The sequence below is a fragment of the Deltaproteobacteria bacterium PRO3 genome, assembly GCA_030263375.1.
Taxonomy (GTDB): domain Bacteria; phylum UBA10199; class UBA10199; order DSSB01; family DSSB01; genus DSSB01.
In genome coordinates, this window is record SZOV01000031.1 from 19917 (window position 1) to 33601 (window position 13685).

At 63.4% G+C, this 13685-nt stretch carries 13 protein-coding genes; all 13 read right to left on the reverse strand.

Going from position 1 to position 13685, the window contains the following annotated elements; genetic code table 11:
- Positions 1 to 89: 89 nt before the first annotated feature.
- Complete coding sequence (gene sat / locus FBR05_06730; protein ID MDL1871883.1) at positions 90 to 1250, reverse strand: sulfate adenylyltransferase; 1161 nt, start codon at positions 1248 to 1250, stop codon at positions 90 to 92.
- Positions 1251 to 1422: 172 nt separating this feature from the next.
- Positions 1423 to 2931 (reverse strand): efflux transporter outer membrane subunit, encoded by a 1509-nt coding sequence (locus tag FBR05_06735; protein MDL1871884.1) that lies wholly within the window; start codon positions 2929 to 2931, stop codon positions 1423 to 1425.
- Positions 2895 to 6023 carry a multidrug efflux RND transporter permease subunit gene (locus tag FBR05_06740; GenBank protein MDL1871885.1) on the reverse strand — a complete coding sequence of 1043 codons (3129 nt, stop codon included), beginning with the start codon at positions 6021 to 6023 and terminating at the stop codon, positions 2895 to 2897. The genes FBR05_06735 and FBR05_06740 overlap by 37 nt, the downstream gene beginning before the upstream one ends.
- 3 nt (positions 6024 to 6026) lie before the next feature.
- Complete coding sequence (locus tag FBR05_06745) at positions 6027 to 7172, reverse strand: efflux RND transporter periplasmic adaptor subunit (protein ID MDL1871886.1); 1146 nt, start codon at positions 7170 to 7172, stop codon at positions 6027 to 6029.
- A gap of 106 nt (positions 7173 to 7278) precedes the next feature.
- The gene (locus tag FBR05_06750) at positions 7279 to 8856 is read right to left on the reverse strand and encodes a serine/threonine protein kinase (protein ID MDL1871887.1); all 1578 of its coding nucleotides are present in this window, start codon (positions 8854 to 8856) and stop codon (positions 7279 to 7281) included.
- Between the two features lie 166 nt (positions 8857 to 9022).
- Positions 9023 to 9586 carry an HdeD family acid-resistance protein gene (locus tag FBR05_06755; protein ID MDL1871888.1) on the reverse strand — a complete coding sequence of 188 codons (564 nt, stop codon included), beginning with the start codon at positions 9584 to 9586 and terminating at the stop codon, positions 9023 to 9025.
- A gap of 98 nt (positions 9587 to 9684) precedes the next feature.
- On the reverse strand, positions 9685 to 10122 hold the full coding sequence (locus tag FBR05_06760) for a type II toxin-antitoxin system VapC family toxin (GenBank protein ID MDL1871889.1): 438 nt from the start codon (positions 10120 to 10122) through the stop codon (positions 9685 to 9687).
- Positions 10100 to 10303, reverse strand: coding sequence for a hypothetical protein (locus FBR05_06765; GenBank protein MDL1871890.1), 204 nt, complete (start codon positions 10301 to 10303; stop codon positions 10100 to 10102). Before FBR05_06765 ends, FBR05_06760 begins: the two co-directional genes overlap by 23 nt.
- A gap of 75 nt (positions 10304 to 10378) precedes the next feature.
- Positions 10379 to 10657, reverse strand: coding sequence for a MoaD/ThiS family protein (locus tag FBR05_06770; protein ID MDL1871891.1), 279 nt, complete (start codon positions 10655 to 10657; stop codon positions 10379 to 10381).
- A complete protein-coding gene (locus FBR05_06775) occupies positions 10647 to 11174 on the reverse strand; it encodes a M67 family metallopeptidase (GenBank protein ID MDL1871892.1) in 528 nt (175 codons plus the stop codon). Before FBR05_06775 ends, FBR05_06770 begins: the two co-directional genes overlap by 11 nt.
- On the reverse strand, positions 11149 to 12036 hold the full coding sequence (locus FBR05_06780; protein MDL1871893.1) for a cysteine synthase family protein: 888 nt from the start codon (positions 12034 to 12036) through the stop codon (positions 11149 to 11151). The genes FBR05_06775 and FBR05_06780 overlap by 26 nt, the downstream gene beginning before the upstream one ends.
- Positions 12037 to 12059: 23 nt before the next feature.
- A complete protein-coding gene (locus FBR05_06785) occupies positions 12060 to 12311 on the reverse strand; it encodes a FeS-binding protein (protein ID MDL1871894.1) in 252 nt (83 codons plus the stop codon).
- Positions 12312 to 12411: 100 nt separating this feature from the next.
- Positions 12412 to 13647, reverse strand: coding sequence for a threonine synthase (locus FBR05_06790; GenBank protein ID MDL1871895.1), 1236 nt, complete (start codon positions 13645 to 13647; stop codon positions 12412 to 12414).
- Positions 13648 to 13685: the final 38 nt, after the last annotated feature.

Sequence of the window (13685 nt, forward strand, 5' to 3'; positions counted from 1 at the left end):
GAACCTGAGGAAATCCTCGAAGAAAGCGCCCCCGCTTAAAAGGATTCAGGGGCTTTTCGGCCGAGATCCGGAAATGTTGCGATGGGCCCTTACGAGCCCTTCATCGCCTCGATCAGGATCTTCGCGACCTCCGGCCTGGAGAATTCCGGCGGGGGCAGCTGGCCGGCGCGCAGCATCTCGCGGACCTTGGTGCCCGAGAGGTTGACCTGCTCGTCCGGACCGCTGGGACTGGTCTTGGCGGTGGCCATGCCGCCGGTGCGCTTGCACCAGAAGGAGTTTTCGAACTTGAGCGGCAGGATGCCTAGGTCTTCCAACTCAAATTGGTCGAAGAGCTCTTGGGCCTCGTAGGTACCGTAGTAGCTGCCGACGCCCGCGTGGTCGCGGCCGACGATGAAGTGGGTGCAGCCGTAGTTCTTGCGCACCAGGGCGTGGAAGATCGCCTCGCGCGGGCCCGCGTAACGCATGGCCGCGGGGAAGACCGAGAGATAAGTGCGGTCGAGCGGGTAGTAATTCTTGAGCAGGGCCTCGTAGCACTTCATGCGCACGGCCGCAGGGATGTCGTCGGACTTGGTCGCGCCGACCAGCGGGTGCACCAAGAGGCCGTCGACGATCTCGAGGGCGCACTTTTGGATATACTCGTGGGCGCGGTGGATCGGGTTGCGGGTCTGGAAGCCCACGATGGTGCGCCATTTTTTCTCTTGGAAGATCTTGCGCAGCTCGGCGGGGTCCTTGCGATATTCGTTGAAGTCGTCGTACTTCACTCGGTTGAGCACGGTGACCGGGCCGCCCAAGTACACCGGACCCTGCGCGTAGACCGCGGCGACGCCGGGGTGCTTGTCTTCCTTCGTCTTGTAGACCTTCTCCGCCTCGCGCTCCTTGTCGTACTTGTATTTTTCCTTCACGTGCAGGATCGCCAGACACTCGCCCGTCGGGGCGTAGAGCGCGACGTCGGCGCCCACTTCATACTTGGAGGCGTTCTCTTCCTTCACGCTGAGCGTGATCGGCAGCGACCAGACCAGGCCGTTCGCCAGGCGCATCTTCTCGACCACCGACTCGTAGTCGGCCTGTCCCATGAAACCCTTCAAGGGCGACAAGGCGCCGCAGGCGAGCATGTCGATGTCGCTCAGCTCGCGCTCGTTGAGGGTGAGGCGGGGCAGCGAGGCGGCCTTTTGCAGCCACTGCTCGCGCTCGGAGGCCGAGGCCTGGGTGTTGATCAATTCGCCGCCGTGGGGGGGGAGGGGGAAATGCATGTCGATAGCTCCAAAAAAAATGAATAGTTACAATATGTTAAAACGCCGACCCGGTGGTGGGCAAAGCCGTCGCATCGGACAGGGCTCGAGAAAAATCGCGAGGCCGCAAGGGCTCTACAACCCCGCCGGGGAAATGGCAAGGGGGGATGTATTTCGGAACAGGATGACTTTACTAGCGGGACGGCAAATTAGAATTTTCCGTGGAAGAGGATATTTGGCTGGGCCGGCTTTCGGGGCCGGCGGGCGCGGGGTTCCAGCCGCCGCCCAAGGCCCGATACAGCTGCGCCACCGCGATCAGCTGGTCCCGGCGGATTCGGGCCAGCTCCAACTGCGAACGAAACAGCAGGCGCTCGGCCTCCAGGACCTCCAGGTAGCTGGAGACGCCGCCGTCGTAGCGCGCCGTGGCCAGGCGATGCCCGTCGCGGGCGGCCGCGACCAGGCTTTGGGTATGCTTGCGGATCTCGGCGAGCTTCCGCACGGAGACCAGGGCGTCGGAGACCTCGCGCAGCGACTGCTGGATGACCTTTTGGTATTGGATCAGGGCCTGCTCGAAGCGCGCCTTCGCCGCCTCGTAATTGCCCTTGCGCTTGCCGCCGTCGAAGATCGACTGGAACAAGGAACCTCCCAAGGAAAGAATCCCCGTGACGCCGCCCAAGGGTCCCCCCACAAAGGCCATGCCGCCCAGGGCGCTCAGGTTGATCTGCGGGAAGAACAGGGCCTTGGCCTCGCCGATCTTGGCGTTGGCGGCGATCAGGTCTTGTTCCGCCTTGCGGATGTCGGGGCGGCGCTCCAGCAGCCGGGCCGGCATGTCCAACGGAAGCTGCGGCGGCGTCGACTGAGCCGTCAGCGTCTTGCCGCGCGGCACCGGACCGGGGTTCTCGCCCAAGAGAAGGCTGATCTGGTTTTCCTTGAGCGCGATCTCCCGCTCGACGCGGGCGACCTCGACCTGCGCGGTCGCCAATTCCGCCTCCGCCTGCCTAACGTCCAGCAGCGAGACGATGCCTCCCTTCAGTCGCTGCCGAATCAGGCCCAGCGAGCGGCCCCGCACCGACGCGGTGCTTCGCCCGATCTCCCGCTCGAGATCCAGGCTGCGCAGCTCGAAGTAGGCTCGGGCGACCTCGGCGACCAAGCTGAGATAGACGGTGCGCCGGAATTCCTCCTGCGCGAAGAGCTGGGCCCGCGCGGCCTCGCTGGCGCGGCGATATCTACCCCAGAGGTCCGCCTCGTAGGACAGCTGGGCGCCCACCGCCACGTAAGTGCGGTTGATCGAGCCGATATTGCCTTCGTCGTCGATGTTCTGCTGGGTGGTGTAGGTCTGGCTCCCGGAGGTGAGAAATCCGATCTCCGGAAACTGCTCGCCGCGCTTCGAGCGGTACAGCCCGCGGGCCTCCTCGACTCGGGCGGCGGCCAGCTTGAGGTCCTTGTTTTGCTCGAGGGCCTTGCGGATGAGCTCTTGCAACTGGGGATCTTGAAAGACCTCCCACCAGGGCAGGTCCGCGAAGCTCAGCTCGGCCTCGCTCGCCGTGGGAACCTTGTCTTGGTCCCGAAACTTCTCCGGCACCGCAACCTCGGGCCGCCGATAATTCGGTCCCATGGCGCAGGCCGTGGAGAAAGTCGCCAACAGGAGGGAGCTTAAAATCCGTTTCACGCGGGGCTCTCCGCTTTCTTTCCGAGCTTCCATTCGCTGAAGCGCTGCACGACGACGTAGAGCACCGGAATGAGGTAGATGCCGACCAGGCTCGCGAACAGCATCCCGCCGAAGACCGAAAACCCCAGCGAGTGGCGGGCGTTGGCGCCGGCCCCCGTCGAGAGCATCAGGGGCACCACGCCGAGGATAAAGGCGAAGGAGGTCATCAGGATCGGGCGCACCCGCTGGCGCGCGGCCTCGACGGCGGCCTCCAGGATCGGGACGCCCTCCTCCCGCTTGGCCTTGGCGAACTCGACGATCAGGATCGCGTTCTTCGCGGCCAGGCCGATCAGGGTAACCAGCCCGATCTGCGCGTAGACGTCGTTCTGCAGCTTGGCGAGGAAGAGGCCGACGAAGGCGCCGAAGACCGCGAGCGGCGTGCCCAATAGCACGCTGAAGGGCAGAGACCAGCTTTCGTAGAGCGCGGCCAACAGCAGGAAGACGAAGACCAAGGCCAGGAGGAAGACCTGGGCCCCCTTCCCCGCCGCCAACTTTTCCTGATAGCTCATGCCCGTCCATTCATAGCCCATGTCGCGAGGCAATACTTCTTTGGCCACGGCCTCCATGGCCGCCATCGCCTGCCCCGAGCTGTAGCCCGGCGCCGGCGAGCCCGTGATCTCGGCGCTGCGGTAGAGGTTGTAGCGGATCAGGTATTCGGGGCCCTTGATCTCTTGAACGCGCACCAAGGTGCTCAAGGGGACCATCTGCCCGCCGGAGCTGCGCACGTAGAATTTTCCGATGTCCTCCGGCCTGACCCGAAACTCGGGCTCGGCCTGCGCCATCACGCGGTAGACGCGGCCGAAGCGGTTGAAGTCGTTGATATAGGTCCCGCCCAAGTAAGATTGCAGGGTGGTGAAGACGTCCGCCACGTTGACGCCCAGCGCCCGCGCCTTCTCGCGGTCGAGCTCGACCGAGATCTGGGGCACCACCGCGCGGAAACCCGTAAACAACCCGGAGAGCTCGGGGCGCTTGCGGGCGGCCTCCAGGAAGCGCGCGGTCTCGCGGGTCAGCTTGGCGACGTCGCCGCCGCTGCGGTCTTGCAGCTCGTAGGTGAAGCCGCCGGAGTTGCCGTAGCCGGGAATCGGCGGCGGGACGAAGGGAAAGACCTGCGCCTCCGGAATCGCCGCAAATTTCTGCTGCAGCCCCGTCAGGATGCCGCGCAGCGAGGCCTCGGGGCTCTCGCGCTCCTCCCAGGGCTTCAGCGAAACGAAGAGCCCGGCGACGTTCGAGCCCATGGTTCCGGTGAGGATGCTGTTGCCGCCGACCGTCGTGACCCACTCCACGCCGGGCGTCTGCCGCACGATCTCCTCGACCCGCTTGGCCACCGCGTCGGTCCGCTGCTGGGAGGCCGCCTCCGGCAACTGGACCTGGACGAAGAAATAGCCCTTGTCCTCGTTGGGCACGAATCCCGCCGGCAGCGCCTTTCCCAAAAGCACCAGGCCCAGCACCACCGCACCGAGGATGGCCAGGCTGCGGATCGCGCGCCGGACGAGGAACTGGACCGTCTTGGTGTAGCCGGAGGTGAACTTGTCGAAGACTCGGTTGAAGGCGGCGAAGAATTTCCCCAAAGGCCCGCGCGCGGGCGACGGCGGCTTGAGCAGCAGCGCGCTCAAGGCCGGGCTGAGCGTCAGGGCGTTGAAGGCCGAGAAGAGCACCGAGACGGCGATGGTCACCGCGAACTGCTGGTAGAGGCGGCCCGTCACGCCCCCGGTCATCGCGACGGGGATGAAGACCGCCGCCAGGATGAAGGCGATGGCCAACACCGGGCCGGAGACCTCCTTCATGGCCTGGAAGGTGGCCTCGCGCGGCGTCTTGCCGTGCTCGATATGGTGCTGGACCGCCTCGACCACGACGATCGCGTCGTCGACGACGATGCCGATGGCGAGCACGAGCCCGAAAAGGCTCAAGGTGTTGACGGAAAATCCCAACAGCGGAAAGACGGCGAAGGTGCCGACCAAGGCGACCGGCACCGTGAGCAGCGGGATCAGGGTGGCGCGCCAGCTTTGCAAAAAAATGAAGACGACCAGGATGACCAGGACTACCGCCTCGGCCAAGGTATGGACGATCTCGTTGATCGAGGCCTTGATCGGCAGCGTGGAATCCAAAGCGACCGAGTAGGCGACGTCGGGCGGGAAGCGCTCGGACATCTCCCGCAGCATCGCCTTCAGGTTGGCGGCGGTCTCGATCGCGTTGGCCCCCGGCGCGAGGTAAAGTCCCAAGACCCCGCCGGGCGCGCCGTTGATGCGGGTGAAGGAGGCGTAGGTCTGCGAGCCCAGCTCGACGCGGGCGACGTCTTTCAGCTTGACCTGGGAGCCGTCCGGGTTGGAGCGGACGATGATCTCTTCGAATTCCGAAGGCTCCTTCAACAGGCCCCGCGAGCGCACGTTGTATTGATACTGCTGTCCCTTAGGCGCGGGCTCGGAGCCCACCTGCCCCGCCGGGGCCTGGATGTTCTGGTCCCGCACCGCCTGCACCACCTCGGCGGTGGTGAGGCCCATGCTCGCCATCCGGTCGGGATTGAGCCAGATCCGCATGCTGTAGTCCTGGGCAGTGAAATTTTTGACCATGCCCACGCCCTTCACGCGGGCCAGGGCGTCGATCATGTTGATCTGGGCGTAGTTGCTGAGGAAGATGGAATCGTAGCTGCCCTTGGGCGAGTAGAGCGCGACGACCATCAGGATGTCGGGGCTGGTCTTCTTGACCGTGATGCCTTCCTTGACGACCTCCTGCGGGAGCTGGGGCTGGGCGAGGGAGACGCGGTTTTGCGTGTTGACTTGATTCAGATCGGGATTGGTGCCGATGTCGAAGCTCACCTGCAGGACCATGCGCCCGTCGTTGGCGTTGGTCGACTTCATATAGAGCATGTTGTCGACGCCGTTGACCTGCGACTCGATGGGCGTCGCGACGGAGGCCTCGACGGCCTCGGCGTTGGCGCCGCGGTAGGTGGAGACCACCTCGACCATGGGCGGGCTGATCTCGGGGTACTCGGAGATGGGCAGGCCGCGGAGGACGATGGCCCCGAGCAGCACCATCAGGATCGCCAAGACGCCGGCGAAGATCGGCCGATTGATGAAAAAATTTACCATGCCTTATTTTGAAATCAGCGGCAGCTCTTGGGCGACCACCGTCATGCCGTCCTTCACCTTCTGCAAGCCCTCGACGACCACCCTTTCCCCGACCTGCAGGCCCTCTTCGATGATCCAGAGGTCGTCGAATTTCAACCCGGGCTTGACCGGACGAAACGACGCCTTCTGGTCCGCGCCCACGACGAAGACCGAATAGGTCCCCTGCACCTCCTGCACCGCCGAGATCGGCACCACCAAGGCGTCGGTCTGCTCGCCGAGCAGGACCCGCACGCGGCCGAATTGCCCGGGACGCAGGACGCCCTCCGGGTTGGGGAACTCCACCCGCACCCGAAGCGTGCCGGTCTTGGGATCGATGCTCCGGTCGGCGAAGTTGACCATGCCGGGGTGGGGATGCACCGAGCCGTCGGCCAAAAGCAGCTCGATCTTGAAGTCCTGCGCCTCCTGCGGCCGCTCCTGGCGGCGCTTTTGGAAATTGAGGTACTCGACCTCGCTGATCCCGAAGCTCACCCACATGCGGTCGGTGTTGGAGATGGTCGCGAGCAGGGTCGGCTCGCCCTTGCCCACCAGGCTGCCGACGCGGGCGCTGGTCGAGCCGATGCGCCCGCTCACCGGGGCGGAGATCTTGGTGTAGCCCAGATCCAACTCGGCCGAGCGCACGTCGGCCTGGGCGGCGTCGACCTGGGCCTGGGCGGCCTTTTCGAGAGCGACCGCGTCGTCAAAATCGCGCTGGGGGATGGCCTGCATCTTGGCGAGCGGACGGAAGCGCTCAACGTCGGATTTGGCGCGCAGATAGCCCGCCTGGGTCTCGGCGAGCTTGCCCTTGGCGCGCGCCAACTTCTCCTCGTAGGGCTTGGGGTCGATGACGAAGAGCAGGTCGCCCTCCTTGACGTTGGAGCCCTCGACGAAGGCCACCTCTTGGATGAAGCCCTCGACCCGCGCGCGGATCTCGACGCTCACCGGGGCCTCGGTCTGTCCGACGTATTCGACGTATTGCGGGATGTTACGGCGGGCGACGGGGGTCACCTGGACGGTGGGCGCGGAGGGTGCGGCGCCGGGCGAGGCCTTGTCGCCGCAGGCGCCGAGGGCCAAAGGAATGAGGAGCAGAAAAAGATTAAAGACCCAGCTGCCGCCGGAGAGGTGTTTGGACATAGGACCCGCGCGCTTCGAATTAGAGACGTGAAAATATTACCTTTTGTGCGCGGAGGCCATCTTTTTCCACGGCGGCCTAAAAAAATCGCGCATGCCGGCGTCGGAATCAAGTCGGAATCTTTTCCGCGGTGCAATATTCCGGAAGGTTCTCCCGCCACCAGGCCTCGGCCGCCTCGAAGGACCAGGGCGCGCCCAACGGGACCTTCCGCAGGGCCCGCAATAAATCGCCGATGTCCTGGAAGCGATGCTCCGGATCTTTCTCCAGGCATCTCAAGATGAGCTCGTCCATTTCCTTGGGGAGGGCCGCGCCCAGGATCTCAGAGGGAGGCGCCGCCGTCTTGACCAAGTGGTCCTTCATCAAGGCCTCTTCCGAATCCTCCTCGAAGGGCGAATGGCCCGTCAGCAGCCAATAGCTCAAGCTGCCCAGCATATAGATGTCGGCGCGCGCGTCGATCTTGGCGTTGCATCTCAGGCATTCGGGCGCCGTATAGCGCGGGGTCCCGGAGAACACCGCGCCGTTTCGCGAGGCCTCCCGCGCCGGTTTGCGCAGCTCTTGCGCGAGCCCGAAGTCCAGCACCTTGACGAAATCGTAGAGCCCGCCGCGCCGGGCAAGAAAGATGTTGGAGGGCTTGATATCGCGGTGGACAATGCCCATGGCGTGCGCCTCGGCCAAGGAGCCGCAGATCTGCTGCAGCAGGAAGAGCGTGCGGTTTAAGGGCAAGGGTCCGAATTTTTCGACCATGCGCTGCAGGTCCATGCCCTGCAGCAGCTCCATCGCGTAGAAGAAGGTATGGTTGGCGCCCTCGCCGAAGTCGAAGATCGTGATCGTGTTCGGGTGGGTGAGCTGGCAGCAGAGCTTCACCTCTTGCTGGAACCGGGCCAGGGCCGTCTTCGGGTCCTCGTGCCGCGGCGCCAAGACCTTGACCGCCGTGGGGCGCGCCAGAAAGGCGTGCTTCGCGCGATACACCTTCCCCATGCCGCCGCTCCCCAGCTCGCCCTTGAGGATGTAATTGCCCAGGGCCTGGGCACGGCTGAGCTTCGTCCGAAAGTGGTAGAGGGTCTTGGTGACCAAGACCGAGATCGCCGAGAGCAGGAAGACGTCGAGGAAGCGCGTGACGACGAAGGAGCGGAAGGCCTCCTCCCCGCCCCGCGCGGTCCACAGGGCGCGCACCTCCGGGTAGTGATCGTGCACCAGCCACAGCCCCAAGGGATAGCCGAGGCTGATCGTCGCACCGAGCAGAGTCTGCACCCAGACCCGCGAGGGGATGATCGCCGCGTGGGCGAAGAGCAGGATGGAGTAGGCGAAGACCCGCGGGGCCGTGGGCGAGTAGACCGAAGAGCTGAAGGTGATGAGGAAGATGTAGCCCGTGACGAAGGAGAAGTCGATCCAGTGCAGGCCGTGCACCGACCAGCGGCGCAGCGAGAGGAGCGCGATGCCCAACAGGCTGATCGCGGGGAAGGCCCAGAGGATGTAGGAATAGTAGGCGATGAGCCCGGCCCACTCGATGTCCTCGAAGCGCTTGTAGCCGAGGGCGTCGGCGACCGCGGCGATCAACGAGGCGATCAGGCCGATGGCGAAGAAGAGCCGCAGGCGCTGCCGCAGGATCTGGGCCTCCTCGGCGCTGCCCTCCTCGGCGGTGCCAGGGAGGATCTTTTCGACCCGGGTGAGATCCGATTTGTCCAAGCTGAAGGACCCCCTTTGGCGAATCCTAGCATGGACTTGCCGATCTCAGCGAGCAGGGAGGCTTTCCCTGTCGCAACCCGAGACGCCGCCAAAAATCCGGGAGTGACGCACCGCACCAAAACCGAAAGAGACACCCTCAGCCGGGTGCGAGGCGACCGAATAGGACCTAAACGGCGGCGGATTCGAGCTTCCGCGCGTTGAGCGCAAACATCACCCAGGACCAACCGTGGAAGATCAGGTCGATGCCGACGTAGAGGCCGATGAACCAAAGGCCCGTCGCGGGCCAGCCCTGCCAAAGCAGGATCCCCAAGGCCAGCGTGATCAGGCCGCCGAAGCAGGCCCAGCCCCAGTTGGGAAACTTCATCCCGACCGAAGCGATGGTGCGGTAGAGCCCGCCGACGATGAAGAAGATCGCCATCACCAAGGTGATGGTGATCGCCCCCGCCTCGGGCCGGGTCAGCAAAAGCCAGCCGACGATCAGGTTGAGGATGCCGATCATGAGGTAGAGAAAAAAGACGCCCCAGCCCCGCGACCAGAAGGCCCCGAAGACCTGGAGGATGCCGCTGGCGAGCAGCAGGTATCCGAAGAACATGACCGAGGCGATGGTGAAGAGGAAATTGGATCCCAGCGCGAGGGTGCCCAGGATCACCATGAGGATGCCGAGGGCCAGAAACCAGCCCCACTTGCTGCGGATGCCCGCGAAGTCCGCGAGCCGCGAATAAGACGCCATGCCTTCCTCCCTTCGGGCCGGAGGCGTTCCGGCCGCTAGGGGGACAGTTTAGGAATATTTTTTGAAAGGGCAATGAATATTAGAATGGAATAGAAAAATTACGCCGGGGGCACATGGGAAAACGCGATAAATTCCTCGATCAGATCGAAGTCTTTTTGATGAGCGGTGACCAGGGTCGCGTTCGCTCGTTGCGCCGACAAAGCGATCAAAACATCGTTGACCAAACGACTGCGTTTGACGGTCTCAAAACCATGAGCTTTTCCAATGAGCGCAAGCGTCTTGCCGCAAACGACCCAATCCCCTCGATCGGGCGTCAACACTCGATCCATATCTTGAAAGGAACGCACTAACCGATCCAAGGCCCGAATGGAAAAGGCATCCAAGGCGCCTGCATAGAGCTCTTGGGTGACGACGGAACTCAGAAAAATATTGCGAGACGGATCTTCGAGCGCGGACCAAGGAGACTTTCCCTCCCGAAACAGGGAAATATAAACGGAGGTATCGAAGAGCCAATTATTCACGGAAGCGGCTCTGATCCATGTCCTCGATTTTCAAACGGCCCGCCAGCTCGCGATGCAACTTGGAGATCTTTTGATTGGCAAGGACGATATTGAGGGCTTCATCGACGGCCTCGGTGTCCGTCTTGGCGCGAAGGATTTTGCGGACCCGCTTGATCTTGGCCGATTCGAGCACGAATTGCTTGCGTACTTTTGCCATGTGTAAAATTTATATGATTATACACATTACGTCAAGGCGCGAAACCGGAGCCGACAAGACCTGCGGAATAATCGTCTATCGCCCGCCTGCGATCGCGGGGACGATCGACAGCTCGTCGCCGTCCTTCAGCGCGGTGTCCTCGCTGTTCAGGAAGCGGATGTCCTCGTCGTTGACGTAGAAGTTGATGAAGCGGCGCAGCGTGCCCTTCTCGTCGTAGAGGCGCTCGCGGAGGCCGGGGTGCTTCTCTTCCAGCGCGGCGAGAACCGCCTTGACGGTGGCGCCGGCGACCTCGACCTCGGACTGGTTGCCGGTGAGTTTTTGCAGGGGGGTGGGGATGCGGACCTTAATGGCCATGGCTTTCTCCTTGGTTCGACTTTAATTTTCTCTCTTCGAAATCCTTGGCGTCGGGATTCCAGAAAAATTCGCTGGCGGCGACCGCCTTGCCCTTCTCGACCGAGATCACGACGTGGCCGACTTCGGGGTAGCTGGGCTCGCCCCAGGGGCAGGCGATGGCGCGGTCTTCCTCCGAGAAGTAGACGCCGTGCTCGGGGTGCGAGTGGTAGAAGAGCTTCACCTCGAAGCCCTTGCTCTCGGCCTCCTTCTCGACGATGCGGACCTCCCTGGGGTCCATCTGATAGGCCGTCTTCGCCTCGCGCGGGTAGCGCTGCGGGTCCTTGGCGTGCAGCTCGTCCTGGATGTTCTTGACCGGAAACACGCCGATGGCGACGCGCTTCTCCTTGGGGCCGATCACGATGCCGCAGGCCTCGTTGGGGTACTCGCGCTCGGCGTGGCGAAGCATCATGTCGAGGACGTAGCTGCTGATTTGTAGGTCTCGGTTCATATTTTTATAGGGGCACGTAACGGTCGCCATGGTCGCACAAGATCGTCACGACGACGCCCTCCTGCAGCCGGCTCGCCACCTCGATCGCGCTGGCGACGTTGCCGCCGCTGGAGTGGCCGACGCAGAGGCCCTCTTCCTTGGCGAGGCGCTCGGCCATGGCATAGCCCGCCTCGGTGGCCACCGGCAAGACCCCGTCCAGGATCTCGGGATGGTAGATCCCGGGGATGATCGAGGACGCCATGTGTTTCAAACCCTCCAAACCGTGCAGCTGCTCGGCGGGCTCGCTGGCGTAGCACTTAATCGCCCGCGAATAATCTTTCAAGCGCCGCGAGACCCCCATCACCGTGCCGCTGGTCCCGATGCCGGTGACGAAATGGGTGACGCGCCGGCCGGTCTGCTCGTAGATCTCGACGCCCGTGGTGTCGTAGTGCGCCTGGGGGTTGAAGACGTTGTTGTACTGGTCGGGCATGAAGTACTTTTCGGGATTTTCCTCCTTGAGCCTGCGGGCCAGCCGGATCGCCCCGTCGCTGCCCTCCATCGCCGAGCTGTAGGTCAGGGTCGCGCCGAAGCTCAAGGCCATGTCCTTGCGCTGGCGGCTGACGTTCTCGGGGACCACCAGCTCGACCTTGTAGCCCAGGGCGGCGCCGATCAGGGAATAGGCCACGCCCGTGTTGCCGCTGGTCGGGTCCATGATGGTTTTGTCCTTGGTCAAGGCCCCGGATTTGATCCCTTCGGAAATCATCCGGTAGGCCGGCCGATCCTTCACCGAACCGCCGGGGTTGAAGTACTCGACCTTGGCGTAGACCTCGACCTTCTCGGGGAGGCCGCGGGTGACCTCGCGCAGCCGAACCAAGGGGGTGTTGCCGATTTTTTCGAGAATCGATCGAATCATGAGGCGCCGCGAGGCCGAAGGCCCTATCCCGCGATGACGTTCATCTCGATGGGCTCGACGGTCAGGCCCCGCGAGCGGAAGTACTCGATGGCCTCGCCGATCTTCTCGTCCTCGCCCTCGAGCTCGAGCGCGATCAGGCCGACCGAGTCGTTGACCGAGGCGCTGCGGATGTTGAAGCGCACGCGGTACTTGTCGTACATGTCGCAGATGATCGCGTCCTTGACGGTATCGGTGGGAAAGGTCAGGTAAACTTTTCGTTTCACGCGTTGGACCATGGCTCACTCCTATTGACGCTGCTTCGAATAAAGGGACGGATTCCGGCCGGATTCGATCAGGAACCGGACTTAGTATCTCCGCTCCGGAGAAAATCCGCAATCACTTATGCTTTTTCGAGTACAAATCGTCGAATTCGCTCAATTTGGCGTTGATGATCGTCGGGGCGCCGACCTTGCCCTGCAGCACCTCCTGGGTCTTGAGCCCGTTGCCGGTGATGCAAAGCACGATGCTCTCGTCCTTCGGGATGCGCCCCTGGGCGATCAGCTTGCGGGCCACGCCCAGCGTGACGCCGCCGGCCGTCTCGGCGAAGATGCCCTCGGTCTCGGCCAAGAGCTTCATCGCGTCGACGATTTCGTCGTCGCTCACGTCCTCGCCCCAACCGCCGCTCTTGCGCATCACGCCCGCGGCGTAAAAGCCGTCGGCCGGGTTGCCGATCGCCAGCGACTTGCAGATGGTGTCGGGCCGCACCGGCTTGAAGAGGTCCCATTCGTTTTTCACGGCCGTGGTGATGGGGCTGCAGCCCGTCGCCTGGGCTCCGTAGACCTTGGCCGGGTTCTTGTCGACCAAGCCGATTTTGACCAGCTCCTCGAACGACTTCCAGATCTTGGTGATCAGCGAGCCGCCGGCCATCGGGACGACGATGTGCCGGGGGATCTTCCAGCCCAACTGCTCGGCGATCTCGTAGCCCATCGCCTTCGAGCCCTCGGCGTAATAGGGCCGGATGTTGATGTTGACGAAGGCCCACTTGTACTTGGCCGCGACCTCGCTGCAGAGGCGGTTGACCTCGTCGTAGGTCCCCTTGATGCCGACCAGGTTGGTGCCGAAGACCAGGGTGCCCAGGATCTTGCCCTGCTCGAGGTCGTAGGGGATGAAGATGTAGCTTTCGTAGCCGCTGGCCGCGGCGTTGGCCGCCACCGAGTTGGCCAAGTTGCCGGTCGAGGCGCAAGCCACGGTCTTGAAGCCGAACTCCTTCGCCTTGGACATGGCGACCGAGACGACCCGGTCCTTGAAGGAGAGCGTCGGGTAGTTGACCGCGTCGTTCTTGATGTAGAGCTCCTTCACGCCCAGGGCCTTGGCCAGGCGGTCGGCCCGCACCAGGGGCGTCCAGCCGACCTGGGCGCCGACCGTGGGCTCGCCGTCGATGGGCAACAGCTCTTTGTAACGCCACATGTTGGTGGGGCGGCTCCGGATCGCCTCGCGGGTCAGCGAGCGCTGGATCTCGTCGTAGTTGTAGACGACCTCCAGGGGACCGAAGCAGAACTCGCAGACGTGCAGCGCCTCCTTCGGAAATTGATGATGGCATTCTCGGCATTGCAGCCCTTTGACGAAGCTCACGACAACTCCTTTGTTTCGTTTTTAAAGTACTTCTCGAT